Origin of the sequence: Providencia sp. PROV129, from assembly GCF_028482245.1 — a bacterium.
GTDB classification, from domain to species: domain Bacteria; phylum Pseudomonadota; class Gammaproteobacteria; order Enterobacterales; family Enterobacteriaceae; genus Providencia; species Providencia vermicola.
The window spans coordinates 98,757-125,098 of record NZ_JAMPQD010000022.1; the positions used below are offsets into that span (position 1 = coordinate 98,757).

25 protein-coding genes are annotated in these 26,342 nt (G+C 41.3%); 12 read left to right on the forward strand and 13 right to left on the reverse strand.

Features of this window, described 5'->3' with window-relative positions; all coding sequences use genetic code 11:
* Positions 1-8 precede the first annotated feature (8 nt).
* The 3 genes from PSF27_RS16455 to PSF27_RS16465 form a co-directional block, all read right to left on the reverse strand.
* On the reverse strand, positions 9-398 hold the full coding sequence (locus tag PSF27_RS16455) for a hypothetical protein (RefSeq protein ID WP_272573907.1): 390 nt from the start codon (positions 396-398) through the stop codon (positions 9-11).
* A gap of 358 nt (positions 399-756) precedes the next feature.
* Positions 757-1,347, reverse strand: a complete 591-nt coding sequence (locus tag PSF27_RS16460; protein ID WP_206083185.1) for a GDP-mannose pyrophosphatase — start codon at positions 1,345-1,347, stop codon at positions 757-759.
* Between the two features lie 129 nt (positions 1,348-1,476).
* Positions 1,477-1,881, reverse strand: a complete 405-nt coding sequence (locus tag PSF27_RS16465; RefSeq protein ID WP_206083187.1) for a YgiW/YdeI family stress tolerance OB fold protein — start codon at positions 1,879-1,881, stop codon at positions 1,477-1,479.
* Between the two features lie 177 nt (positions 1,882-2,058).
* Here PSF27_RS16465 and qseB point away from each other — a divergent pair, with 177 nt between their 5' ends.
* Positions 2,059-2,724, forward strand: a complete 666-nt coding sequence (qseB, locus tag PSF27_RS16470; RefSeq protein ID WP_206083189.1) for a quorum sensing response regulator transcription factor QseB — start codon at positions 2,059-2,061, stop codon at positions 2,722-2,724.
* Positions 2,721-4,073 (forward strand): quorum sensing histidine kinase QseC, encoded by a 1,353-nt coding sequence (gene qseC / locus PSF27_RS16475; RefSeq protein ID WP_272539541.1) that lies wholly within the window; start codon positions 2,721-2,723, stop codon positions 4,071-4,073. Before qseB ends, qseC begins: the two co-directional genes overlap by 4 nt.
* Positions 4,074-4,230: 157 nt before the next feature.
* Here the strand turns inward: qseC and PSF27_RS16480 are convergent, their stop codons facing one another.
* Positions 4,231-4,788 carry a YtfJ family protein gene (locus PSF27_RS16480; protein ID WP_206083193.1) on the reverse strand — a complete coding sequence of 186 codons (558 nt, stop codon included), beginning with the start codon at positions 4,786-4,788 and terminating at the stop codon, positions 4,231-4,233.
* A gap of 291 nt (positions 4,789-5,079) precedes the next feature.
* On the opposite strand from PSF27_RS16480, the gene PSF27_RS16485 reads away from it, so the two are divergent.
* Positions 5,080-5,286, forward strand: a complete 207-nt coding sequence (locus PSF27_RS16485) for a DUF1107 domain-containing protein (RefSeq protein WP_047756348.1) — start codon at positions 5,080-5,082, stop codon at positions 5,284-5,286.
* Between the two features lie 78 nt (positions 5,287-5,364).
* On the opposite strand, the gene PSF27_RS16490 is transcribed toward PSF27_RS16485, so the two are convergent.
* Positions 5,365-6,732, reverse strand: coding sequence for a hemolysin family protein (locus PSF27_RS16490; protein WP_206083195.1), 1,368 nt, complete (start codon positions 6,730-6,732; stop codon positions 5,365-5,367).
* Positions 6,733-7,198: 466 nt separating this feature from the next.
* Entirely contained in the window at positions 7,199-7,840 is a 642-nt protein-coding gene (msrA, locus tag PSF27_RS16495; RefSeq protein WP_272681886.1) for a peptide-methionine (S)-S-oxide reductase MsrA, read from the reverse strand.
* Between the two features lie 133 nt (positions 7,841-7,973).
* Between msrA and tamA the strand changes: the two genes are divergently transcribed.
* The 3 genes from tamA to PSF27_RS16510 are packed head-to-tail and all read left to right on the forward strand — an operon-like array spanning position 7,974 to position 13,840.
* Positions 7,974-9,716: an autotransporter assembly complex protein TamA gene (gene tamA / locus PSF27_RS16500; RefSeq protein ID WP_206083198.1), complete on the forward strand. Its 1,743-nt coding sequence runs from the start codon at positions 7,974-7,976 to the stop codon at positions 9,714-9,716.
* Complete coding sequence (gene tamB / locus PSF27_RS16505) at positions 9,713-13,489, forward strand: autotransporter assembly complex protein TamB (protein ID WP_272681887.1); 3,777 nt, start codon at positions 9,713-9,715, stop codon at positions 13,487-13,489. Before tamA ends, tamB begins: the two co-directional genes overlap by 4 nt.
* A 3-nt stretch (positions 13,490-13,492) precedes the next feature.
* Positions 13,493-13,840, forward strand: coding sequence for a gamma-glutamylcyclotransferase family protein (locus PSF27_RS16510; RefSeq protein ID WP_206083200.1), 348 nt, complete (start codon positions 13,493-13,495; stop codon positions 13,838-13,840).
* Between the two features lie 130 nt (positions 13,841-13,970).
* Here PSF27_RS16510 and ppa read toward each other — a convergent pair whose 3' ends face one another.
* Both ppa and fbp read right to left on the reverse strand, forming a co-directional pair.
* Positions 13,971-14,501 carry an inorganic diphosphatase gene (ppa, locus tag PSF27_RS16515; protein ID WP_206083201.1) on the reverse strand — a complete coding sequence of 177 codons (531 nt, stop codon included), beginning with the start codon at positions 14,499-14,501 and terminating at the stop codon, positions 13,971-13,973.
* Positions 14,502-14,712: 211 nt separating this feature from the next.
* Complete coding sequence (gene fbp, locus PSF27_RS16520; protein WP_047756321.1) at positions 14,713-15,720, reverse strand: class 1 fructose-bisphosphatase; 1,008 nt, start codon at positions 15,718-15,720, stop codon at positions 14,713-14,715.
* 165 nt (positions 15,721-15,885) lie between these two features.
* On the opposite strand from fbp, the gene mpl reads away from it, so the two are divergent.
* Positions 15,886-17,268 (forward strand): UDP-N-acetylmuramate:L-alanyl-gamma-D-glutamyl-meso-diaminopimelate ligase, encoded by a 1,383-nt coding sequence (gene mpl, locus PSF27_RS16525; protein WP_206083202.1) that lies wholly within the window; start codon positions 15,886-15,888, stop codon positions 17,266-17,268.
* Positions 17,269-17,309: 41 nt separating this feature from the next.
* Here the strand turns inward: mpl and PSF27_RS16530 are convergent, their stop codons facing one another.
* Positions 17,310-17,732 carry a DUF6122 family protein gene (locus PSF27_RS16530; RefSeq protein WP_272681888.1) on the reverse strand — a complete coding sequence of 141 codons (423 nt, stop codon included), beginning with the start codon at positions 17,730-17,732 and terminating at the stop codon, positions 17,310-17,312.
* An 85-nt stretch (positions 17,733-17,817) separates the two neighbouring features.
* On the reverse strand, positions 17,818-18,288 hold the full coding sequence (argR, locus tag PSF27_RS16535) for a transcriptional regulator ArgR (RefSeq protein WP_272539538.1): 471 nt from the start codon (positions 18,286-18,288) through the stop codon (positions 17,818-17,820).
* Between the two features lie 495 nt (positions 18,289-18,783).
* Between argR and mdh the strand changes: the two genes are divergently transcribed.
* Positions 18,784-19,722, forward strand: a complete 939-nt coding sequence (mdh, locus tag PSF27_RS16540) for a malate dehydrogenase (protein WP_047756324.1) — start codon at positions 18,784-18,786, stop codon at positions 19,720-19,722.
* A 77-nt stretch (positions 19,723-19,799) separates the two neighbouring features.
* Here the strand turns inward: mdh and PSF27_RS16545 are convergent, their stop codons facing one another.
* Positions 19,800-20,774, reverse strand: coding sequence for a LysR family transcriptional regulator (locus PSF27_RS16545; protein ID WP_206083207.1), 975 nt, complete (start codon positions 20,772-20,774; stop codon positions 19,800-19,802).
* A gap of 172 nt (positions 20,775-20,946) precedes the next feature.
* On the opposite strand from PSF27_RS16545, the gene PSF27_RS16550 reads away from it, so the two are divergent.
* Complete coding sequence (locus tag PSF27_RS16550) at positions 20,947-22,233, forward strand: amino acid permease (RefSeq protein WP_206083209.1); 1,287 nt, start codon at positions 20,947-20,949, stop codon at positions 22,231-22,233.
* Between the two features lie 25 nt (positions 22,234-22,258).
* A complete protein-coding gene (metC, locus tag PSF27_RS16555) occupies positions 22,259-23,431 on the forward strand; it encodes a cystathionine beta-lyase (RefSeq protein WP_206083211.1) in 1,173 nt (390 codons plus the stop codon).
* Positions 23,432-23,519: 88 nt separating this feature from the next.
* Here the strand turns inward: metC and PSF27_RS16560 are convergent, their stop codons facing one another.
* Positions 23,520-23,792, reverse strand: coding sequence for a helix-turn-helix domain-containing protein (locus PSF27_RS16560; RefSeq protein WP_206083213.1), 273 nt, complete (start codon positions 23,790-23,792; stop codon positions 23,520-23,522).
* A 514-nt stretch (positions 23,793-24,306) separates the two neighbouring features.
* Between PSF27_RS16560 and PSF27_RS16565 the strand changes: the two genes are divergently transcribed.
* Together PSF27_RS16565 and PSF27_RS16570 are read left to right on the forward strand one after the other, a co-directional pair.
* Entirely contained in the window at positions 24,307-24,669 is a 363-nt protein-coding gene (locus tag PSF27_RS16565; RefSeq protein ID WP_206083215.1) for a DNA-binding protein, read from the forward strand.
* Between the two features lie 119 nt (positions 24,670-24,788).
* On the forward strand, positions 24,789-25,151 hold the full coding sequence (locus PSF27_RS16570; RefSeq protein WP_272681889.1) for a DNA-binding protein: 363 nt from the start codon (positions 24,789-24,791) through the stop codon (positions 25,149-25,151).
* Positions 25,152-25,185: 34 nt separating this feature from the next.
* On the opposite strand, the gene ispB is transcribed toward PSF27_RS16570, so the two are convergent.
* The gene (ispB, locus tag PSF27_RS16575; RefSeq protein WP_206083219.1) at positions 25,186-26,157 is read right to left on the reverse strand and encodes an octaprenyl diphosphate synthase; all 972 of its coding nucleotides are present in this window, start codon (positions 26,155-26,157) and stop codon (positions 25,186-25,188) included.
* Positions 26,158-26,342 lie beyond the last annotated feature (185 nt).

Below are 26,342 nucleotides of genomic sequence, written 5' to 3' on the forward strand. Positions count from 1 at the left end.
AAAAGCCTCTATTTTTTGGTCGGTGTGAAGCACAGATCAGTGCCTTCTTGATAGACAACATAAGCACGTCGCCATGGGTCGTCACCGATCAATCGCCACTTATGGCCTGTTCCAGTATTATCCTGTGCGAGTAAAATATCACCTGGATTAATGATAAATTTTGAACCATCTTTGGTTTCAAATTCTAAGGTGCCAGTGAGGGTGATCACATAACGAGGGACAGGATCTTTATGCCAATCCCAAGATCCACCTGAGACAGTTTCACGGAAAGTCAGTTCGCTGACTGAAATGGCTGGAGTTTGACTATCTCCACGGGCAACACTATCCAGTTCCAGTGTGCCTTCTTCAAACAGGGAATTTCCATCTTCACCTGTCCACATACGAACACAACGTATCATCTTATTTAGCTCCTTAATGAAAATGGTATGACTTGAAATTAATTTAGATTCATTAGTGATAAAATTAGGGTTCGTAAAATGACAATATTAAAACGGCGAAAATATATAATGTTTTTAATTTAAGGTTTTTTAAGTGGCAGGTCAAAGTTAAAGTGTCTTTATTTATAGTAAAGATGGCATGTTTGTATTTAATTGAATTATAAGGTTTATTTTTCTCTTGTTTTGATTGTCGTTTATTGATTGGCGTGAGCCAAATACCTCTTTTAATGAAGGAAATAAATAATTAGGTTGTTAAAATAGAGAATATAAAATAAAACTCACCGTAATGTAGTTCAATTACAGCGAGTCGATAAAATAATTAGCTTTTAAGAATTGAATTTAAGGCGAGGTGCTGTATTAACATAATTGTCTTACCATCGACGATTTCTCCTGTTTTGATAGCTTCGAGTGCTTTAGGGAATGGCCACTCTAATACTTCAATATCTTCGCCTTCTTCTACCAGCCCTCCGCCTGCATTGCTACGGTTATTATCGTTATACTCGGCGATATAAAAATGCAGTTTTTCTGTGACAGAGCCTGGACTCATAAAGGCTTCAAAGACTTTTTCCAGTTTATCAACTTTAAAGCCCGTTTCTTCTTCTGCTTCGGCAATAATACGTGCATCTGGAGAGGCATTTTCAAGTAAGCCTGCGGCAGCTTCGATTAAAAATTTCGGGTAGCCACTGACATACATCGGCATACGGAATTGGCGGATGAGAATAATGCTGTTTTTAATTTTGTTGTATAACAAAATAACGGCGCCGTTTCCTCTGTCATACACTTCGCGTTCTTGTTGTTGCCAACTTCCATCGCGTCTTTGTAATTCATAGGTGTATTTTTTTAAAATATACCAATTATCTGAAAGGAGTCTTTCTTGAATATTACGCAGTTTCGGTTGTTTAACAGTCATTGTATAGCCTTAGCGACAATTGTATTTAAGGCTAATTTAGCACTGTTAAAAATAGCAAGAAATAAGATTTTGAGGAAAGCCAGCTTTTTGCTAAGGGCTGAAAGCTGGCGATATAACTGGTGAGCTCAATTATTTGATTAACTGGATTTGTTTAACTTCAACTTCCCTTGAGTTCCAATCCTTATCGATTTTACCGCGAATTTCGATTTTATCTTTTGGCGTGACATTAATGCCATTCCAGCGTTTTTCGCTGATCTCAAGGTTAATGGTGCCTGTACCGTCAGTGAATTCATAATGTTTATGATCAAGCTGTTTAACAATATTACCGCGTAGGATAACCCAGCTATCATCTGACATATCAAGTGCTTTTGCGACAGTCATTTCCCCGCTATTTGGGCCAATAAAGCCACCTGCTTGGGTATTCTGTGTGGCTGTATTGGCAACAGCACCTGGGCCATCAAAACCGCCATTAGCAGCAAAAACAGGTGCAGAAGCAAGAGCGGCAACTAAAGCAATTAAAGGTAATTTTTTCATCGTCGTTATCTCCAAATAAAGCATTAACTGGTTCGTATGGAGGGTATTAAAGCAGGTAAATCTTAACAGGATCTTAAGAAATTCTCATAATGTATTATATTTTTAATTTGCTTAATAATAGCTAGTCATCTTATTGCGTATGGGATAAATATAATAATATTCCGATATGGGGGAATTATGCGTATTTTATTAATTGAAGATGACAGACTCATTGGTGACGGGCTAAAAGTCGGTTTAACGCAGCTTGGGTTCACGGTTGACTGGTTTATGGACGGTAAACAGGGGCAACTTGCGTTATTTGATGCGCCTTATGATGCAGTCGTTCTGGATTTATCCCTACCAAATATTGATGGTATGGATATTTTAAAGTACTGGCGTACAGAAGGGCGGGATGAACCCGTGTTAATTCTGACCGCGCGAGATGCCCTTGACCAACGAATTCAAGGCTTGCAACAAGGTGCAGATGATTACCTATGCAAACCTTTCGCATTGATGGAGGTGATGGCGCGTTTGCAAGCATTGATCCGCCGTAGAAGTGGACAACTCACTCCCAAACTTAGCCATGGTGTGGTTGAAATGGACCCTGTTGCGATGACAGTGACGGTGAATGGCGAATCCGTTCAACTCAAAGGCAAGGAACTGGCGTTATTGTCCCTCTTTTTACACAATCCAAACAAAGTGTTGTCCCGCGCGTTGATTGAAGAAAAGCTTTATAACTGGGATGAGGAAGTATCGAGTAATTCCGTCGAGGTACATATTCATCATTTAAGGCGCAAATTGGGGAATAAGTTTATTCGAACAATTCACGGTGTCGGTTATCGATTAGGTGATAATGAACAATGAAAACGTTTAGTTTGCGGCTAAAACTCACCTTAACATTATTATTTCTTGCGTTGCTGACGTGGGGAGTTGCCAGCTCGTTAGCATGGTACCAAACCTATAAAACAATCAATGAGTTATTTGATACACAGCAGATGGCTTTTGCCAAGCGGTTATCGGTATTGCCTTCAGATCTTGAGTTAACGAAACCCTCACTAACCAAAACAAAAAAATTATTACGGAAGAACCGCGGGTCTCAAGACGATGATGCGCTGGCGTTTGCTGTGTTTACTCCTGAAGGGGAACAGGTGCTCAATGATGGCGATAATGGTCGTGATATTAGTTTTGAGTTCACACGAGAAGGTTTTTCAGATGGCATGATGAAGGGGAGTGATGACCCTTGGCGATTTGTCTGGTTAAAATCTCAGGATGGACAATATGTGATTGCAGTAGGGCAAGAGTGGGAATATCGCCAAGAGATGGCGACAGATATTATGGTTGCCCAATTTATGCCATGGTTAGTGGCATTACCTGCGATGTTATTGATATTTTTATGGTTATTAACTCGTGCTTTGCGCCCGCTTAAAGATGTTGCCAACCAGTTGTATCGTCGAAAGCCCAATGAGCTAACACCAATACAAGTGACACGGATCCCCAGTGAGGCGAGGCCTATTATCGACTCAGTGAATGGGTTGTTTGGTCGCATTAACCAAATGTTTATGCGCGAACGGCAATTTACGTCTGATGCAGCCCATGAGTTACGTAGCCCTCTTGCTGCGTTAAAAGTACAGGCAGAAGTTGTTCAAATTGCAGGGGATAACCGTGAAATACGTCGTCATGCTGTTGAAAATTTAACGGAAGGTATTGATAGAGCCACTCGGCTTGTCGACCAATTGCTGACCTTATCACGATTAGAATCTTCTGCGCAGCTAGAAGATGCCAATGAACTTACGTGGGAGGCATTAATTAACGCGGCAGTGAAAGAGATTGAGCCAGATGCGATGCGCCACGAAACTCACATTATTCAAACAGTTGTTTCAACGCCAAAGCCTTTTCAAGGGCAAGCACTGCTCCTGAGCGTGTTATTACGCAATTTACTTCATAATGCCATTCGTTATGGTAAAGAAAAAGGCGAAGTTAAACTTTCATTATATGCGGATCGCCTTGAAATCCAAGATGATGGTGAGGGTGTAACCCCAGATGTGTTACAGCGTTTAGGGGAGCGTTTTTATCGCCCGCCAGGGCAAGAAAAAACAGGAAGCGGGCTGGGATTGTCTATTGTTAAGCGCATTGCTGAGCTGCATAATCTGCACGTTATTTTTACTCATAGTGAACTGGGTGGTTTCTGTGTCAAAATTCGTTGGGCACACTAAAATACCCTTAGTTAGAGTGATTGATTATTAGCAAAATGAAAATAATTATGCATATTTACTATAAGGGCATTTTAGAATAACTCACTATTTTTGAAAAATACCATGATAAGTTAATCCCTTCATTTATCTGGGCTAAGTGAAGGGATTAATTGCGCGACTATTTTAAAGCGGAAATGAGTAAGCCAATGACTTTCTCAATTTCTTGCGAATTTAACTCACCATCTTTGAAAAATAGCACTTTTCCTTGGTTATCCAATAGGATAATCGCAGAACTTTCAGGTTTTAATCCCCATGCTGTTTTGACTACACCATCGCTATCGACAATAAATTGAGAATAGGGAAACTCTTTTTTGCTGTCTTCGACACTGTTTTTAACGAAAACGCCCGTTCCAAAAATTGCATCATCCGTATTAATAATCGTCGTGGTTTGATAGGTATCGTGCGGAAATCTAGCATTTTTAATGGCTTCGATGAGAGGTGCGTTGAGTTCTTTTGCGGATGAGCGCCCAGCAATATGCTGAATAGTGCGCACTTTACCCACTAATTGCTGGCTTTTCCATGGCTGGTAATCGAGTTTGTTTTCTTTATTAAGAATTAGTTCGCCTTTATCTGTGACTGAAACTGCAGGAACAGATTGATTTATTTGAATATTAGCAGCTGCCGCTAGCGTGGATAAGCTGAGTAAGCAAATGGAAATGAAGACGTTTTTAAACATAAAAGCCCCTTGAATTGTAATGTGGTTTGAGCCCGAAGATTATTTTTCTTCGTGTATTTATAGCATAGCTCATCGGATGAGTTTCAATGTGAAATTTAACAATTTTTTAAAATTCAGAATAAATACACCGTTTAAAGGGGATTTAACAGTTATTTGACAGTGTCATGTTATGTCAGCAAATTGAATAAAACTGCAATTTTAGAACCAAAGTCGAAATTTCTGGTCTATGATTATTGTACGGTATGCATTATGAGATGCCGTACGTAAGAACAAAGGGGAGGAAAAGTTCTAATGAAAATTTTTAACCGTTATAACCCATCTAAAATTGCTCTTTATGTTAAAACACTTTTCAGTGGTCGGCTCTATATAAAGGATTTTGGGGCATTCGAGTTTAATTATGGGAAGATTTTACCGCCAAAAGTCAGTGATAAACGCCATTACAGTGTGATGAGTGAGGTTAACAAACACGTTTTATTACTACAGGCTGAATTAGGATAGGTTAATCAATATTGTTTATTGATTAACAAAGCGCCACAGAAGGTGGCGCATTGAAAGAAACGGCTTCGCGAGTAAGCACTAGTGGCCAGTATTTTTTGTTTGCTGTTTTGCGTCAGCCGTTTCAATGGCACTTTTTCCTGGCTGTACAACGACGGGGGAAGGGGTAGAAGTAATCCGAGTGACAAGCAACTGGTCAATTTTGTAGTTGTCGATATCCACCACTTCAAACTTATAGCCTGCGTATTTCACGTAATCCGTACGTTTTGGCATTCTTCTCAAACGGTACATCATAAAACCAGCGATAGTTTCATAATTACTAAAGTCTGGAAAATCATCAATATCTAAAATACGTTGTACATCTTCGATAGGGGTTCCCCCATCGACTAGCCACGAGTTTTCATCACGAACGACGATTTGTTCTTCCTGTCCTGATCCGACTAAATCCCCCATTAGGGTAATCATAACGTCATTGATGGTAATGACCCCCATCACTAAGGCATATTCGTTGAGAATAACAGCAAAATCGACACCGTTATTTTTAAAGGCTTCTAGTGTATCTGATAGCGAGAGTGTATCTGGCACCATCAGAGTGCTACGGATATGTACGCCATCATTTAAGTTTAAACTTTGCCCATTCAGTACACGATTAAGTAACTCTTTGGAATCGACATAACCAATAACATGGTCAATATCCCCTTCACAAACGAGGAACTTTGAATGTGGCTGAGTGGAAATTTTATGTTTAATACTGTCTTCAGTTTCGTTTTTATCGAAGTAAATAATGCTTTCACGCGGTGTCATTGCCGATGGTACGGTGCGCGATTCTAATTCGAACACATTTTCAATTAATTCATGCTCTTGTTTACGCAAAACACCTGCAACGGCACCCGCTTCTACCACCGCAAAAATATCATCAGAAGTAATATCTTCATTACGTGCGATAGGTAGTTTGAATAGTTTAAAAAATAGGTTAGCTAGGCCATTAAAGAACCAAACAAGGGGGCTTAATACCACTAAACAAAAGCGCATTGGATTAACAATGCGGATTGCGATGGCTTCTGGTTTCACCATACCAACGCGTTTTGGGGTTAAATCAGCCACTAAGATAAATAGGCTGGTCACGATAGTAAATGAGAGGACAAAGGCAATTTTTTGTGCCCACTCAGGGGATAAAAACTGAATGAAAACATCATATAAAGCAGGGGAAAATGCAGACTCGCCAACAATACCAGCAAGGATGGCAACCGCATTTAAGCCAATTTGCACCACGGTAAAAAACATACCAGGCATTTCTTGTAATTTCAGAACACGAGCCGCATTAATGTTACCTTCATCGGCCATTAACTTGAGTTTTATACGGCGGGAAGCAGCCAGTGAAATTTCTGACAAAGAGAAAAATGCGCTAATAGCACATAATAAAAGGACGATCAGTAAACTGTTGAGCATAAGTTATCCAGCCTTTCAAAGGGTGAATTTATAAAATTCAGAAATCTTTAAAGGCATAGTCTCGAATATTAAAATATATTGAGTAAGCAAATATACGGTGCGCGACATGCGCAAATTGTTGATATGTGTCGTTAGTATAGATGGCTGGCGAGATATTCGTCAATATTCTTCATTCTTCGCGCTGTAGGGGGGGGTTGGCTTCTCTCAGCTACTCGGGTCAATATTCTTCATTCTTCGCGCTGTAGGGGGGTTGGCTTCTCTCAGCTACTCGGGTCAATATTCTTCATTCTTCGAACTGTAGGGGTGTTGGCTTCTCTCGGCTACTCGGGTCACATACTTATGTATGCTCCCCAAGCTATCCTCGTTTGCCGCCTACCTACAGTACGAATAATTTTGAATATATATTTATTGTGGGAACCTAAATTAAAGAATAAAAAAATTAAATAAAAGATAAATCAGTTATGTGCTAAATAGTTAAAGACGGTGGCATGCAAACACCGATACCGCCTAAGCCACAATAACCATTTGGATTTTTATACAGATACTGCTGGTGGTAATCCTCAGCGAAATAAAAGGTTTCCAATGGCGTGATTTCTGTAGTGATTGGGCGAATATCGTTTTGTGCCCTCATGGCTTCTTGGTAGGCCTGCAACGTTTTCATCGCTTGCTGGTCTTGTTCTTCTGTTAATGTATAAATGCCTGAACGGTACTGGCTACCGATATCGCCCCCTTGGCGCATGCCTTGGGCGGGGTCGTGGTTTTCCCAAAATAGCGTTAATAGTTGAGCGTAACTGATAACTTGTGGATCAAAAACAACGCGTACAGCTTCTGCGTGGCCTGTTCGGCCTGAACAAACTTCTTCATAGGTTGGGTTAGGTGTCACCCCCCCGCAATAGCCCGCAGAGGTCGTGTAAACCCCTGACTGTTGCCAAAATAATCGCTCAACACCCCAAAAACAACCCATTGCAAAATAAGCTATTTCCATATTCTTAGGAATAATCTCAATCGAATGATGGCTAACAGCGTGATATGGTGAATAAGAAAGTGCGCTGGTTCTGCCATGCAGAGGCTGTGAAATATTTGCAGAGTGAAATTTATTAAAAGGCATAATGATTCCTATTGGTCTTGACCACACAAATAAGCTAAAAATTAGGATAAAAACTTGTGTCTCGCGCTAATTTTACTCAAAATAAATTGATATGAAGCCTTTAGTCAATCTTTTTACCACCTTAGGAGCAGGCGTGTCGAAATACCCTCTAATCTGTTTTCTCTGCTTAACTGCGGCTGTGCCAGTGGTATATGCAGCTAATCTTCGCCTTAATATAGAAGGACTTGAAGGACAACTTAATCAAAACGTTCGAGTACAGCTTTCTAATATATCCCAAGACGAAGTGGTGCCCAATGGCCGTTTTCGAGCGCGTGTCGAGAAAGCAATTCAGGAAGGTTTAAAGCCGCTGGGTTATTACGAACCGACTGTTGAATTTAGTTATGAAGAAAAAACACCGCCCGCACGCTCGATATTAACCGCAAAGGTGAATCCAGGTGAGCCTATCTTATTGAAAGGCGTGAAGGTCGAACTTCAAGGTGGGGCAAAAACAGATCCAGATTTTAAAGAGATGGTGTGGAAATTCACACCAAGGCTCGATATCGTGCAAAACGATGGTCACTATGAAGATTTTAAAGGCCGCTTTAGTAGTTTAGCGATTCGTAAAGGCTATTTCGACGCCGTGATGGAAAAGAGCCAGCTAGGGATTTCCCTCGATCACCATGCCGCATATTGGGATTTTGATTTTAATAGTGGCGAACGTTATCGGTTTGGCTCTATTTCTTATCAAGGTTCGCAAATTCGCTCAGATTACCTCAATAACCTCGCACCCTTTAAAGAAGGGGAATATTACACGTCAGAGCAACTTGCTGAGTTTAACCGTCGCTTAGCGGAAACAGGTTGGTTTTCTTCGGCGATTGTGACGCCAAATATTGCTAAAGCACGCGATGATGGTTCAGATGTATTGCCAATGGAAGGGGTTATGGTGCCTCGAGCGAGAAACTTTATCGAGCTTGGTGGCGGCTATGCAACGGATGTTGGGCCTCGCGTGAAAGCGACATGGAATAAACCGTGGGTTAATTCACGAGGCCAAAGTTTAACGTCAAGTATCAGCTTGTCCCAGCCTGAGCAATTGATTGATGCTAGCTATAAAATTCCCTTAAAAGCCAATCCACTTGAGCAATATTATGCAGTGCAAGGTGGCTTTAAACGTACGGATTTGAATGATACCCAAGCGAATACAACGACGCTGAATGTATCTCGTAACTGGGAGTATTCATCGGGTTGGCAGTATGGCGTGAATATGCGCTGGATGCTGAGTAACTTTACTCAAGCTAACGTCACTAATACCACCATGCTGTTATATCCAGGCGCTTATGTTAGTCGCATTCGTCAGCGGGGGGGGGTTATGCCGACGTGGGGCGATAGCCAGCGTTATTCCATTGATTACTCAAATAAAATTTGGGGTTCTGATATCGACTTTGCAGTTTTACAAGCCAAAAATGTGTGGATCAGAACGCCGTGGGAGGGCCACCGTTTCGTTGTGCGTGGTAATGTAGGTTGGATTGAAACCAATGACTTTGACAAAGTGCCACCTGACTTACGTTTCTTCGCAGGGGGGGATGGTAGTGTTCGTGGTTATGGTTACCAAAAAATCTCACCAGAGGATAGTCGCGGTAAGCTCACAGGGGCATCAAAGCTAGTCGTTGGGTCAATTGAATACCAATATAATTTTACGGGAAACTGGTGGGGGGCGACCTTCGTGGATAGCGGCGAAGCCGTCAATGACATTAAAACCAGTGACTTCAAAACGGGGGCTGGTGTTGGTGTGCGTTGGGTTTCTCCTGTTGGGCCGATTAAATTTGACCTCGCAACACCGATTGGCGACTCCAATAATGACAAAATACAGTTTTACATCGGCTTGGGGACAGAATTATGAGGTGGTTGAAGTGGTTAAAATGGGTCAGTCTTGCCATTTTATTCATTCTGGTTCTGGTGATTGGTGCGCTTAGCTGGGTAATTGGCACAAAATCAGGTTTTCACTTTGCCTTAAATTCGGTAACACGCTTTGTCCCTGAATTAACTATTGATGGCATTGATGGTGATATTCGTGACCTCACCTTAACGGGTGTGAAATACCAAATGCCGGGTATAGATGTGAATGCAGGGAAACTGCATTTGGCCGTGAAACTAGGGTGTTTGACTAGTCGTGAACTGTGTATTAACACATTAGGTACGGAAAATGTCACGGTTAACGTTGATACTTCACAGCTTCCGCCATCGGAAGAGACTCCGCCTTCTGAGCCGTTGACAGAGCTAAAAGCGCCTTTAACTATCCGTTTAAGTCAGCTGTCATTTGTGGAAACGCATGTCATTGTGGATGGCATGGCTATCGATTTAGCAAAATTTACCACTGGGGCAACATGGGAAGGGAAGGCGATTACCCTCGCTCCAACGGATATTATTAATCTGGCAATTAATATTCCTGAAAGCTCGGATGTGAAGCCTGAAGAAGAAAAACAGCCAGACTTGACACCAATCAATGAGCAAAAATCCCTTGCGGATGAGCTTAAGGCGTTATTTTCGAAGCCATTACTAGCCGAATTACCAGAAGTTATTCTCCCTGTTGATTTAAATGTGGAAGGGATTAATGCCTCGAATTTTCAATTAACGGGCAGTACTGACGTTAAAATCAACCAATTGCACCTCAGTTTATCCAATCAAGGGCAGCAAGTATTGGTTAAACAGCTCAAAGTGGATGCGCCGCAAGGCAATGTGTCGTTATCGGGTACTGCAACGCTGCAAGATAAATGGCCAGTTTCATTGTCGGTTATTGGGGAAAGTCGTTTAGATGATTTGGATGGGCAGAAAGTCGATTTATCCCTTAAAGGTGGGTTGATTGATGAATTGAAATTGGCACTTAATTTACAAGGGCCAATTAATGCTACGCTTGATGCAGAAACTGACTTATCCCAAGCAGATTTGCCAATTTTACTCACCCTTGAAAGCGATAAACTTGCATGGCCGTTAGTTGGGGATGCGCAATATCAATTAGATGGCACGCGCCTGCGTTTAAACGGTCGTCCATCAGCTTATGATTTGTCGTTGCGTTCTGCAATCACGGGGCAAGATTTACCCCCATCGACCTTGATGCTAGATGCAAAAGGTAACGAAGCGCAAATCACTTTAACGCGTTTACGCCTTGCCGCGTTGCAAGGAAATGCGGATATCACGGGTGTTGCTGATTGGAGCAAAGCCATTAGCTGGAATGCAATACTGACTTTGTCTGGGATCAATACAGCAAAACAGTATCCAGAATGGCCTGCAAAAGTGGACGGTAAGATTGCTACCCGTGGTAGTTTATACGGCGGTAGTTGGCAGTTAGATATCCCTGAAATTATGCTCGATGGTAATGTTAAAAATAACTTACTCAAAGCCCGTGGGCAGGCGAAAGGTAATGCCGCAGGCCAATGGGATATCCCTCATTTTAATTTAGCCTTAGGCAAGAATAATGTAGACGTTAAGGGCTCTCTTGCCGAGAAATGGAACCTTGATGCCAAAATTAGTGCGCCCGCACTAAACGGGTTATTGCCAGGGCTTGGTGGCGTGATTGCAGGGGATGTGAAATTACGCGGTAATTTACAAACGCCGGAAGCGTTGGTTGACCTGACTGCACGAGGCGTGAAATGGCAAAATGATCTCGCTATCGAAAATGTTGCTATCAAAGGTAATGTTGCGACTGGTGAGCAAATCAAAGGGGATTTATCTGTTGTTTTACGTCAGTTAAGACAAGGGGATTTAGTCGTTAGCAACCTGACGTTAGATGCCAAAGGTAGCGAAAAACAGCATACCCTGAAATTAAATATGAAAGGTGAACCTGTTTCTGGCCAGTTAGCATTAGCGGGTGGGTTTGATCGCCAAACTGAGGTGTGGAAAGGCACGTTATCAAATACGTTATTTGATACGGTGGTTGGCGAATGGCGCTTAAACCAAGCTATGTCACTCAATTATGCAAACCAAACGCAAGAAGTGACGATTGGCAGCCATTGCTGGGTAAATCCAAACGCGCGTTTGTGTGTGCCAAAACCTATTAAAGCAGGAAAAAGCGGCAGTGCGGACATTGTGTTAGAGCGTTTCGACTTAGCAATGATAAAACCGTTTATGCCAAAAGATACCCGTGTTAGCGGTGTGTTCAGTGGTAAAGCGAACGCGAGCTGGAAAGCGGATGGTAGCATGCCGCAAGTGCAGGTCGATCTACGTGGCAATGATGTGAAAGCGACCCAGTTTGTTGAAGGGACGCGTTTACCCATTGCATTCGATACGTTAACTCTCAGCGCCGCTTTGAAAAATGGTAAAGCAGACCTTAATTGGTTATTTGGCCTCGCCAATAACGGGCAGATGCGTGGAAACTTGCAAGTTTCAGATATTGAAAAACGCCGTTTGTTATCGGGAAATGTTGAAATAAACTCGATTACCTTGGATTTAATCAAACCGTTACTTGGTCAAAAAGAAGTGGCGAATGGCCGTTTAAATGCAAACCTTCGTTTAGGTGGTTCAGCGAATAACCCGCTGTTAAATGGGAACTTATCACTTTCTAGCTTAGAAATTAAATCTGCTATGATCCCGTTTGATATTAAAAGCGGTCATTTAGGCATTAATTTCAATGGCACGAGTTCGGTAATGAATGGGCAGATCAATACCCCTGAAGGGTATCTGAACATTGATGGTGATGCGGATTGGCGAAATATCAATGCGTGGCGTGCGAAAGTCATGGCGCGCGGGAACAACCTGCGTGTGTCCATGCCACCGATGATTAAAATTGATGTGCAACCTGATATTGTGTTTAATGCTTCGCCATCGCTCTTAACGTTAAGTGGTTCTGTGACTATTCCATGGGCAAGAATTACGGTTCAAGAGCTGCCTGAGTCAGCAGTTAGTGCGTCTTCTGATGTGGTGATGTTGGATAACAACTTGCAGCCGATAGAAGAAAAAGCGCCTTCTATTCCGATTCAAACCAATTTAGATATTAAAATTGGTAATGATGTACAGCTAGATGCATTTGGTCTAAAAGCGCGGTTAACGGGCTTACTGAAGGTATTGCAGAATAAGCAAGGGCTCAGCTTGAATGGGCAGATTGACATTCCTGCGGGGCGTTTCCGTGCTTATGGTCAGGACTTAATTGTCCGTAAAGGGCAAATTCAGTTCTCAGGACCTGCGGATCAACCGTTCTTAAATTTAGAGGCGATTCGTAATCCAGAGAACACGGCAGATGATGTTATTGCAGGTGTTAAGGTCACAGGGCTTGCAGACAAACCGAAAGTCGAGATATTCTCTGAGCCAGCCAAGACACAACAAGAAGCGCTTTCCTATCTGTTAAGAGGGGAAGGCTTAGAAAGTGGTGACGCAAATGGCTCCCAAATGACATCGATGATTATCGGCTTAGGTGTGGCTCAAAGTGGGCAACTGGTAGGTAAGATAGGTGAAACATTCGGGGTTTCTGATCTGGCACTCGATACTCAAGGTGTAGGCGATGGTTCCCAAGTTGTGGTGAGCGGTAAGATAACCAATGATTTACAAGTGAAGTATGGAGTTGGTATCTTTGACTCATTGGCAACCTTGACCTTACGCTATCGGTTAATGCCAAAATTGTATTTAGAAGCTGTGTCTGGTGTGAACCAGGCCTTGGATCTCCTTTACCAATTTGAGTTTTAGATTATGCGTGTAATTGTTTATGGCAGCTTAAGACAAAAGCAAGGAAATCATCACTGGATGACTTATGCTCAATTGTTAGGCGAGCACAAGCTAGAAGGCTATGAACTGTATGATCTTGGATTTTATCCCGCTGTGGTGAAAGGCGATGGAGCCATTGAGTGCGAAGTGTACCGCATCAACCCATCGATTTTGACCGAGCTAGATGAGCTAAAGAAAAACTCCCAGGATTATGTAAGAGAGTTGATCCCAACGCCATATGGCAACGCTTGGATTTATCTGTATAAGCATTCGGTTGATGGCCTGCGCCAAATTAAAAGCGGCGACTGGCTCAAACGTGATGAAGAAAAATAACCACACACTATTTTGTTGAGTGGACAATGTGCAGTACGCCGGCAATATTGCCGGCGTTTTTACGTTTAAAGGCATAAAAAAAGCTCTGGGGTTAACCAGAGCCTTCAATAATATTTCCTGAAGGGGAAAATTATTTTTTCGCAGCGCGCTCGAAAGAGGCGATAATTTCCGCTTTAGCAGCTTCTGCGTTATCCCAACCATCAACTTTAACCCACTTACCTTTTTCTAAATCTTTGTAATGTTCAAAGAAGTGAGTGATTTGTGCTTTCAGTAACTCAGGGATATCGTTCACATCTTTAATGTGGTCGTATTCTTTGCTCAGTTTAGTGTGTGGAACAGCCACTAATTTCGCATCTTCACCTGATTCATCGGTCATTTTCAGGACGCCAACTGGGCGACAACGAATAACAGAACCAGGTTGTAATGGGTATGGTGTTGGGACTAACACGTCAACTGGGTCGCCATCTAAAGACAGTGTGTTGTTGATGTAACCGTAGTTGCATGGATAGAACATTGCTGTTGACATGAAACGGTCTACAAACAGCGCGCCAGATTCTTTATCAACTTCGTATTTGATAGGATCTGCGTTAGCTGGAATTTCGATGATAACGTAGATATCTTCTGGCAGATCTTTACCTGCCGGTACATTGTTCAGGCCCATTTAAATGTATCCTTTGTGTGAATAATGAATTTACCCGTTTACTATTAACGTACTGATTAAATAGTGTTAGTTATCGACTTTCAAGCCGCTCACATTTTCGGGTAGATAGCGTGGGGGACATTATAGCCGCAAAAAGGGGAAAAACTCACTAGTTGGCGAAAAAAAGGGACAAAAAAGGCGGGAAATCCCGCCTGAGCATTAGTGAATTAGATTATTCAGCGTCTGGGAATTCACGCATGAATGATTCAGCTTTTTCGACCATAGATTCGGTTCCGACGAAGAACGGAGCACGTTGGTGTAATTCACTTGGAATAATATCTAAAATACGGTTCGCACCATCGCTTGCTTTACCGCCAGCTTGTTCAGCTAAGAATGCAATTGGATTGCACTCATACAGTAGGCGCAGTTTTCCATTTGGGTGACTTGCTGTGCTTGGGTAGATATAGATACCCCCTTTGAGCAAATTACGGTGGAAGTCTGCCACTAAAGAGCCAATATAGCGCGTGGTATAAGGGCGGTTAGTTGCTTTATCTTCTTCTTGGCAGTATTTAATGTACTTTTTAACACCCATAGGGAACTTGATATAGTTACCTTCGTTAATGGAGTACATTTTGCCTTCCGATGGGAACATGACTTTCTCATGAGATAAGCAGAATACGCCTAATGATGGGTCGTAAGTAAACGCATGCACACCAACCCCTGTGGTATAAACCAACATGGTTGATGAACCGTAAACAACGTAACCCGCAGCAACTTGGCGGTTACCTGGTTGCAGGAAGTCTGCTTCAGTCACAGGTTGGCCAATTGGTGTAATACGGTGGTAAATTGAGAAAATTGTCCCGACGGAAACGTTTACATCGATATTCGAAGAACCATCTAGTGGGTCCATTAATACGACATATTTTGCGTTTTCTGCACGGTCTCCTTCGAAAATGACAATTTCGTCTTCTTCTTCAGAGGCGATACCAGCGACTTCTCCGCGTGCTTTTAGGGCCGCTTTCAGTTTTTCGTTTGCATACAGGTCAAGCTTCATCTGGACTTCACCTTGAATATTCGAAACACCATTAGTGCCAAGAATATCGACGAGTCCAGCTTTGTTAATATCACGGTGGATAATTTTAGCGCCCAGTTTAATTGCTGACAGCAGTGACGTCAGCTCACCTGTTGCATGAGGAAAATCTTGTTGCTTTTCGACGATGAATTCGCCTAATGTTTTCATGACGAAGGTCCTGAATAAAATTGACAAAGGTTTTGCGGGACGATTATACCCCGCGCGGGGGAGAGTTTAACTAAATAAAAAAAAGATTAATAGGTTAATGCATTTATAAACCTGCTATTGATGGGTAGAATAGTGACAAACCTCATGCTAATTGGATGAAAAAGAATGCACATACATATTTTAGGTATATGCGGTACCTTTATGGGAAGTTTAGCAATATTGGCGCGATCTTTAGGCCATAAAGTGACGGGATCAGATGCAAATGTTTATCCACCAATGAGCACATTGCTTGAAAATCAAGGCATTGAGCTTATTCAAGGTTATGATCCTGCTCAGCTTGAACCGATCCCAGATATGGTGGTGATTGGCAATGCCATGACGCGTGGTAACCCGTGTGTTGAAGCTGTATTAGAACGAGGTTTACCTTATACTTCAGGCCCTCAATGGTTACATGACCACGTATTACCTGAGCGTTGGGTACTTGCTGTGGCGGGAACACATGGTAAAACCACGACAGCAGGAATGTTAGCGTGGATCTTAGAAGACTGCGGTTATAAGCCAGGCTTCTTAATTGGTGGTGTGCCAGGCAATTTTGATGTGTCCGCTAAACTTGGCGAAAGCCCATTTTTTGTGATTGAAGCCGATGAGTATGATTGTGCATTCTTCGATAAACGCTCAAAATTTGTGCATTACAGTCCAAAAACCTTGGTTTTGAATAACCTTGAGTTCGACCATGCGGATATTTTCGAAAATCTCGAAGCGATTCAAAAACAATTTCATCACCTTGTTCGTATCGTCCCTGCCAGTGGAAAAATCTTTACCCCAGACAATGACAATCATTTAAAACAAGTGATTGGCATGGGGTGTTGGAGTGAGCAAGAGCTGGTGGGCGGTGAACATGGCGAATGGCAAGGTGTGAAGCTAAACCACGATGGTAGCCACTTTGAAGTGTATTTTCAGCAAGAAAAAGTGGGCGAAGTCTCTTGGTCACAAGTGGGTAACCACAATATCCAAAATGGTTTGATGGCGATTGCAGCTGCTCACCATGTTGGTGTACCTGCTAAAGAGGCTTGTATTGCATTGGGTAAATTTATCAATGCACGTCGTCGCCTTGAATTGCGTGGTGTGGAAAATGGTGTCAGCGTTTATGATGATTTTGCGCATCATCCAACCGCAATTTTGGCAACACTCGAAGCGTTGCGTAGCAAAGTGGGTGGGACTTCACGAATTATTGCTGTGTTAGAGCCCCGTTCAAATACCATGAAAATGGGGGTGAATAAAAATGACATTGCGCCTGCTTTAGGCCGTGCAGATGAAGTCTTTTTATTCCAACCAACCAATATTCCGTGGATGGTCACTGACATCGCTGAAAAGTGCGTTCAGCCCGCTCGCTGGAGCGCGGATATTGACACACTGACGAACATGGTGATTGAAGCTGCACAGCCTGGTGACCATATACTTGTCATGAGCAATGGTGGCTTTGAGGGCATCCATGGGAAATTGCTAGCGGGTTTGAAAGCGAAAGCGGAAACTGAAGTAGATGAGTAATTAAGCCTACTGATAATAGTCTAGATAGACCCCAGTGTTCATTAAGATTGCTGGGGTTTTTTAATGTCTGATGTATCGAATGGGCATTGGTCTATCACCCAGCTTAATGTTACTGGGTTATTCATTTCTTTTTTTAGGCTGCCCATATAGCAATCGAGTGAATCGGTAAAAAGATGGAATAAGCACCCGACAGCCACAGCTTTAAGCTTCCAGGATGGCATAAACAGTAAAATGATATAGGCAATCGCGGCCCAAAGGGAATGAAGGGGATGAAAGCCAATGCCACAGCGATCAGGGTCAAAAATAGGTTCTGCTAATAAGTGGTCTAAATCGATAGCCATTGTTGCAATCATAATCAATGCGGCTAACTTCCAATTTTTTCGCCAAAATAGATAGGCGAACAAAATTGGCATCAAAAAATGAAAGCCGTAATGCACAATATTGCGAAAAATTTCGAATAGCACGGTAAAGCCCCTAATCTTTGGCTTAAATAAAAAAGGGAAAGTCGATACTTTCCCCCTTAGTTTGGCATCAAACGATTGATGTCAATTAGAGCTCTTGCTCGAACAACACTAAAATCGCTTCGTATAGCTCTTTCGTCGTGAAGTTATTCGCTGGTGTAGAGAAAATCGTATCATCCCCTGCAATACTCCCTAAAATACCTTCGGCTTTACCTAATGAGTCTAGTAAGCGAGCAATTAATTGAGCTGCGCCTGGGCTAGTTCTAATTACCACAACTGATGGGTTGTAATCGATATCCAAAACGAGGTTTTTCAATGGACTGGTGGCGGTTGGCACACCAGGCTCACTTGGCAAGCAATACACCATTTCCATTTTCGCATTACGAGTGCGAACAGCGCCAAACTTGGTGAGCATTCTGGAAATTTTAGATTGATTAATGTTTTCGTAGCCTTCTTCCTGCAAAGCCGTGACAATTTCAGCCTGAGAGCTAAATTTTTCTTCTTTGAGTAGGGCTTTAAAAGCCTTAACTAAGTCTTCTTGTTTAGACGGAGTACGCATAATTAACCCATTCATCGGCATTAAACTAAGTTGTATTATCCGTAAAAGTGCATTTTTATGCAACAAAATTGCGTTATGATGATTTAATAATCAATGATAATGGCATCTTTTAGATTTTATGTTGTTTTATTTGCAGCGCTAAAAGTCAATTTATCTTAAATTGTTAGTGTGGAAAATTAGCATAATATATCAATGAATTTAGCTTATTAAAGTTGTAAGTTTATTGTTAATAAAAGGGTTTGTGCTTGAATAATGAACAGTAAAAACAACTTATTGTGCGAAAAGCAATAGTGAGAAAAACTATTTGTTAAAAAAGTGCCCGTTATCTCATTAACAGATAAGGAATTTGTTTAGAATAGGGGGAATTAGTCAACAAATTCTCTAGCGTTAAACTCTCTCTCTATCTGTTAAGAAATTGTTTTTTATACGTAATGCGTTTAGTGCATAACCAAATAAAGTCATATTTTTTTAAAGTACAAATTAAGGAGTTTCAGAATGAAAGTTGCAGTCCTAGGTGCAGCAGGTGGTATCGGTCAGGCTCTCGCCCTTCTTCTCAAAAATCAGCTTCCAGCTGGTTCAGAACTCTCCCTCTACGACATCGCACCCGTTACTCCAGGTGTTGCTGCTGACTTAAGCCACATCCCAACAGACGTTAAAGTGGCTGGTTTTGCTGGTGAAGATGCGAAACCTGCACTGAAAGGTGCGGATATTGTTCTTATCTCTGCGGGTGTTGCACGTAAACCTGGCATGGACCGTTCAGACCTGTTTAACATTAACGCAGGCATCGTTCGTAACCTTGTTCAACAAATCGCAGAAACTTGCCCGAAAGCATTAATTGGTATTATCACTAACCCAGTGAACACAACTGTTGCAATCGCTGCCGAAGTTCTGAAAAAAGCAGGTGTATACGACAAAAACCGTTTATTCGGTGTGACAACATTAGATATCATCCGTTCTAATACTTTTGTTGCAGAATTAAAAGGCAAAAACGTCAACGATATCGAAGTTCCAGTTATCGGTGGTCACTCTGGCGTGACGATCCTGCCTCTGTTATCACAAATTGAAGGTGTAAGCTTCTCTGATGACGAAATCGCAGCATTAACTAAACGTATCCAAAATGCAGGTACTGAAGTAGTTGAAGCAAAAGCTGGTGGCGGATCAGCGACACTGTCTATGGGACAAGCAGCAGCACGTTTAGGTTTATCTTTAATTCGTGGTCTGCAAGGTGAAAGCAACGTGGTTGAGTGTGTTTACACTGAAGGTGAAGGCCAACATGCACGTTTCTTCGCACAACCTGTTGTTTTAGGTAAAAACGGTATCGAAAAACATCTGCCAATTGGCAAATTAAGCGCATTTGAAGAAAAAGCGCTGAAAGACATGTTAGATGTCCTGAAAGCGGATATCGAATTAGGTGAAAAATTCATTAATGGCTAATGCTAATTAATTTTTCCTAATCGAAAAGGTTGAGTCTCTTTTTATAGAACTCAACCTTTTTAATTTCTATGAGACGACTACGAGGCATGCTGTCGCATCCAATGATCCCAGTGTGGATCTGACGGTATTTTTTCCACTAAAAAATCAATAAATGTTCTGATTTTCGGTGAATGTGTATGAGCTGGGTGATATAACGCATACAGTGCAAATGGTGTCGATTTGGGGTCATAATCCAGCAAGACAGGGATCAGCTCGCCATTTTCAATATAATTGCCTAACATATATGTGGGTAAGCAAACAATGCCCTGGTGGCAACGTGCAGCTTCTAATAAACCTAAGCTACTATTCACCTCAATCATATTATTAATTTCCAAAGGATAAGCGCTACCATCTTTATCCGTCATTCGCCATGTGTCAGGAATATTCGGGTTAATTAAGCAATTATGTAATGCAATATCGGCGGGGGACTGAGGAATACCATAACGCTCAAAATACGTACGACTACCACAATATACCCAGTTAATGTTGCAAATTTTTCGTAGCGCAAAATTCTCAGGCGGGTGACTAGTAATACGTAATGCAATATCAAAATCCACTTCATTTAAATTAATTAGCTCATCATTAAGGTCAACGGATAAACTGACTTTGGGATTCGTTTCGCGGTATTCACTGTAGATTTGCATTAAATGGCAGACACCAAATGCAATGGAACAGGTGATCTTTAATTGCCCTTGAGCATGTTGGTAGAAACTTGCGGTATTGATCAGAGAGTCATCAAGATCAGCCAATAAGTTTTGCGATCTCTGCAATAAATAGCGCCCAGCATCGGTCAAAATAAAATTTCGGGTTGTTCGTTTTAGCAAGACTACACCCAATTGATCTTCTAGCTGCTGTAGCCCTCGGCTGACGGATGACGGCGTTACATTCAGCTTCTTCGCCGCTAGGCTAAAGCTATTACATTCGACGATTTTGATAAATAACTCTAAATGTCGAAAAATCGCGTAGCTGTCAATTTTTGCTTTGAACGCAAAAGTGTTTTTATTTATTAGCATTGTCCCGCCCTATCAAACCCATTTATTCCAGCATACTATAATTGTGAATTTATCGCAGTTTGCTCGAGCCACACCAGTATTAAAAAACGGCGATAATGAAAAATTAACGCCTACAAATAATGTTGTTCCTAACTTTTTTAATAATTAAATCTATAACGTTGAGGAATAGACTATGTCTAATAGTATTCAGGCAAGTGCAGGTAATCCTATTGATACCAAAAAGATCCCTTTTACAAAATATGATGTAGGTTGGGTGATTTTATGTATCGGGATGGCGATTGGCTCAGGAATTGTATTTATGCCTGTGCAAATTGGTATTAAAGGCATCTGGGTGTTTATTGCCGCAACCATGCTTTCTTATCCAGCCATTTATTGGTTACAAAATTTATATCTTAGAACGCTATCTGAATCTGAAGAATGCAATGATTATGCGAGTGTTATTACGCAATACTTGGGTAAAAATTGGGGGATAGCATTAGGGATAGCTTACTTTTTAATGCTATTGCACGGTATGTTTTCTTATTCATTAGCCGTGACCTTCGACAGCGCCTCGTATATTAAAACCTTTGGATTAACCGAAGGGTTATTATCTGACTCTATCTGGTATGGGTTGATTATTATTTCCGTATTGGTCGCGATAGCGGCGCAAGGAGAGAGGCTACTGTTTAAAGTGTCAGGCCCAATGGTTATTGTGAAATTTGGGATTATTGTGCTGCTTGGTGTTGTCATGGTGCCATATTGGAACTTTGCGAATATCACTGCCTTTCCTGATTTTCTCCCATTTATGCGAGATGTTTTCTTAACATTACCATTTACGTTGTTTTCTATTTTATTTGTGCAAATTTTGAGCCCAATGAATATTGCTTATCGTAAGTTAGAAAGCGATAAACGCATTGCGACTTACCGTGCAATACGGGCTAACCGCGTTGCCTATATTATTTTAGCCGTCGCCGTATTATTCTTTGCATTTTCGTTTACCTTTTCAATTAGCCATGAACAAGCGGTATCCGCTTTCGAGCAGAATATTTCTGCATTAGCGATTGCTGCGCAGGTGATACCAGGTGCTGTGGTGAAAGTGATGACGGCATTATTGAATATTTTTGCAATCTTAACGGCATTCTTAGGGATTTACTTGGGCTTCCAAGAAGCGATAAAAGGCATTGTGGTGAATATTCTCACTCGATTCATGCCTGAAGAGCGCATTAACCAAACGGTACTGCACTATGGCGTATGCTTAGGCGTGATTATCGCACTGTGGTTCTGGGTTTCAACACGATTCTCAATCCTGTTTTTTATGCAGTTAGGTGGTCCATTGTTTGGTATCGTTTCTTGTTTGATCCCATGTTATCTGGTTTACAAAGTCCCAGCACTGCACAAATTTAAAGGCCCAACAGTGTGGTTTATCATTTTCTTTGGTGTGCTGTTGTGTCTGTCACCATTCTTTAAGTTTTTCGAATAAATAATGATGTTGATGAGAGGATCTCATGAAGAAAAAAGCAGTTTCTGAGTTTCATGTTGATACACAAGTGACCCAGCTTGGAAGAGACCCTGCGAAGCAATCAGGGTTCGTGAATGCCCCAGTTTATCGTGGTTCGACGGTGGTGTTCCCAACGGTTGATGCCTTAATCAACGATAGAGCCGAATTTAACTACGGTACAGCGGGCACGCCAACCATTAAGCAACTTGAACAGGCGTGGTCTGTTCTCGCAGGGGCAGAGGGGACGGTGTTGTCACCGTCAGGATTAGGAGCAATAGTCCTAGCCTTGTTAACGACACTGAAATCGGGTGATCACCTACTGATGCCAGACAGTGTTTATCGGCCAACCCGTAAGTTTTGCCACGGGTTATTGGATAAAATGGGGATTGAGACCACTTATTACGATCCGATGATCGGTACAGAGATTGAAACACTTGTGCAGCCAAATACCAGCACCATTTTTTTAGAGTCTCCAGGTTCTCAAAGTTTTGAAATTCAAGATGTTCCTGCGATTGTTGATGTTGCGAAACGGCATAATATTGCCACCATCATCGATAACACATGGGCAACACCGTTGTTTTTTAAAGCGCATGAACTGGGCTGTGATATTTCACTCGAAGCAGGAACAAAATATTTAGGTGGTCACTCTGATTTGCTGATGGGGATTGTGTCTGCAAATCAAGCATGGTGGCCAAAACTACGTGAAACTTATGACTACATGGCGATGTTGCCTGGAGCGGAAGACTGTTTTCTGGCTTTACGTGGTATGAGAACGTTGCCTATTCGCTTAAAAGAAGCCCAAGAAAGAGCGCTAAATATTGCTCACTGGTTACAGCAACGCCCTGAAGTTATTAGAATTTTACACCCCGCATTTCCTGATTGTCCTGGGCATGAAATATGGAAAAGGGACTTTACAGGGTCATCAGGGTTATTTTCCATCGTGTTAGACCCGAAATACACCCAGACTGATATTGCGAACATGTTAGATGGGCTATCCATTTTTGGTATGGGCTATTCATGGGGTGGCTTTGAAAGCTTAATTATTCCATTTAATTGCGCTGAATACCGTACAGTCACACATTGGGAGCCAGGTGGCCCAACACTGCGACTTCAGATTGGTTTAGAAAATCTGGATGATTTAAAGCAGGATCTGTCTGACGGTTTTGCGCGTATGAAATAATATTTTCTTTATTGAGTAATGATAAAAAGATAAAGCCGTGGATCAATAAAGTTATTATTCACGGCTTTATAACTATTTTCATTCGATTTTAATCTTCCATTGGTGTTTTTTCTCTCACTTTCCTTTCTAATAAATTACCTGTTATCGGGTCGTAATATCGGCTTGGCCAGATTTCAGATGGGTGAATTCCTAAAAAATTGGCAATAATCCATTCTCCTTTAGGCCATGGACGTGAAAGGGCATTCGCGAGAGTTGAAGAGCTCAGCCCTGCTTCACGTGAAATAGCAGCAAGTGTTGTTCCACGCTTACGTAATGCTGCGATGATGTCTGCTGGGTGCCAGTCTGACTTCCGTAAAATCATTTTTTAGTCCTTTTTTCATTCAGAATCATGTAGAGTTAATGGTACGAGTAACGGGATATTGTGATACATTCAATACAATCTCCCTGTTATTGGAAATAAAATAACAGAAATTTTCCAAAATAATTTCTGGTTTTTTCTAAAAATTCTATTTTATGAAACTATCGTGGTTTTTGTGAAATTAAATGGAAAGTTAGAATTAATAACTGTGAATTAAGATAAAACTTTGAAAATAAAACTAACTCTTTCGAGTTAGTATTGGGAATGGCGTATTTACTGTTACCCGTTACTTGTATTGGTAATATATCTAAATTACTCAACAAAATTACTTAAATTATTAGCGAGTAAATTATTTAATTGTCTGTTATTAAAAGAAATTAAAATGCAAATAACATATATGATTTGTATATTATTATTTCCTGTTATTAATAAAATGAATGATTTAACTGTTTTTAAGAAAGTATAGATAGTTTTCAGCAACTGAAAGTGCGTTGTCATCAGGACTAGGAGGGTCAGTATGTACAAGGAATGGCTAACAGCAAAAGAGTTAGTTGGGTTGCAAGGGCTTCCAATGACGACTCAGGGTATTAATGCCATGGCTAGGCGTGAAAATTGGACTTGCCGCAAAAGGAAAGGTATCCAAGGAAAAGCGTTGGAATACCACATTAGTTCGATATCGATAGATATTTTTGACGGTCAATTTGTTAGCGAAGCTTTGCCAAGCTATCAGGTAAAACGAAATGACAATTCGTTTATTTGGCAAGAAGCTTATAACCAACTCTCTAATGATGAGCGTGAGGTGATCTTGGCATTCATTATACGGGAAGGGGCTTTAGCACTAATTGATTTAATTAATAAAAAGTCGTTTACAAATACTTAAGTTGTGAATAATTAATTATATAAAAATAATATTATATTCAGTCTAAATCTTTTTTAACAGATGACGATTCGGTAAAGCTGCAATAGCAGGTTTCATAATATAAGCGTGAAAGTGAAGATATGAAAAAATTGTGGTTCACTGCGAAAGAGCTCGCAGGGCTAGAAGGACTGCCAACCTCGCCACAGGGTGTTAACCTGATGGCAAGAAGAGAGGGCTGGAAACATCGGCGAAAGCGAGGTGTCCAAGGTAAAGCTGTTGAATATTATATTGAAAGCCTACCAGGAGAGATCCAAGGCCAATTAAGCTTATGCGAGCCGTCAGAGCCTTATCAAAGCCAAAGAACAGATGCATTACAGATCTGGTCAGAAGCTTATTATCAACTGACAGAGACTGAACGTAATAAAATCGTAAAATACATTTTGCGTTATGGTCTATCTTCACTACTTGCACAGATAGCTGAAGACGAAAAAGGGGAAAAATAATTTTCCCCTTTTCTTAAACAGCCTATAGCGAGTTTTAGGAATGACGTTGGATGGCGATGTGAGCAAGTCCAATTAAAGCTTCTTTATAAATAGAATCATCAATGACATTTAGCGCATTAATCGCTTTTTGTACTTCTTCTTGTGCACGAATATAAGTGTACTCAAGTGAGCCACAGCGCTTCATCGTTGCTAAAACGGTCTCTAACAAATGGCGGCCGTTACCTTGCTCTATTGCTTGGCGAATCAATGCTGATTCTTCTTCATTCCCATTTTGCATGGCGTGAAGAAGAGGAAGCGTGGGCTTACCTTCATCAAGGTCATCACCTGTATTTTTGCCTAACTGGGCGTTATTAGCATCGTAATCCAGTAAATCATCGATCAGCTGGAAGGCTGTGCCGATATAACGACCATAATCTTGTAATGCCTTTTCTTGCTCAGGTGTTGCATTCGCTAAAATAGCAGATGCATGAGCCGCTGCTTCAAACAAACGTGCTGTTTTGCTGTAGATCACCTGCATATAGTTTTCTTCAGTAATATTAGGATCATTGCAGTTCATGAGTTGTAAAACTTCACCTTCTGCAATCACGTTAGTGGCTTCGGACATGAGTTTAAGGACTCGCATCGAATCAAGATCCGTCATCATTTGGAAGGATCGAGTATAAATAAAGTCACCCACCAATACACTTGCAGCGTTACCAAACACGGCATTTGCGGTTTGTTTTCCACGACGCATGTCCGATTCATCAACAACATCATCATGCAATAATGTTGCGGTATGGATGAACTCGATCAATGCCGCGACTTGGGTATGTTTATGCCCCGCGTAGCCTAAGGATCTTCCTGCCAGTATCGCGATCATTGGGCGGATCCTTTTGCCTCCACCACTGACAATGTAATAACCAAGCTGGTTAATTAGTGCAACATCTGAATTCAATTGACTGAGGATGGCTTTGTTTACTGCTGACATATCCTCAGTTGTTAGTTCAATAATAGATTCTAAATTCATCGTAATTTATTCATATTATTAGTTTTTGGTTCATTCCCTGAATAACAAAGTGGGAGACCGAATAGAACACTTATACCATTAGCATAACATTATTAATAATAAGATTATCAGGTGTGATGCAAAAAATGTTTAAATAAGTAACAATTTGAGTAATTAGTACCAAATCAGTACTAAAAAGAGGTTGT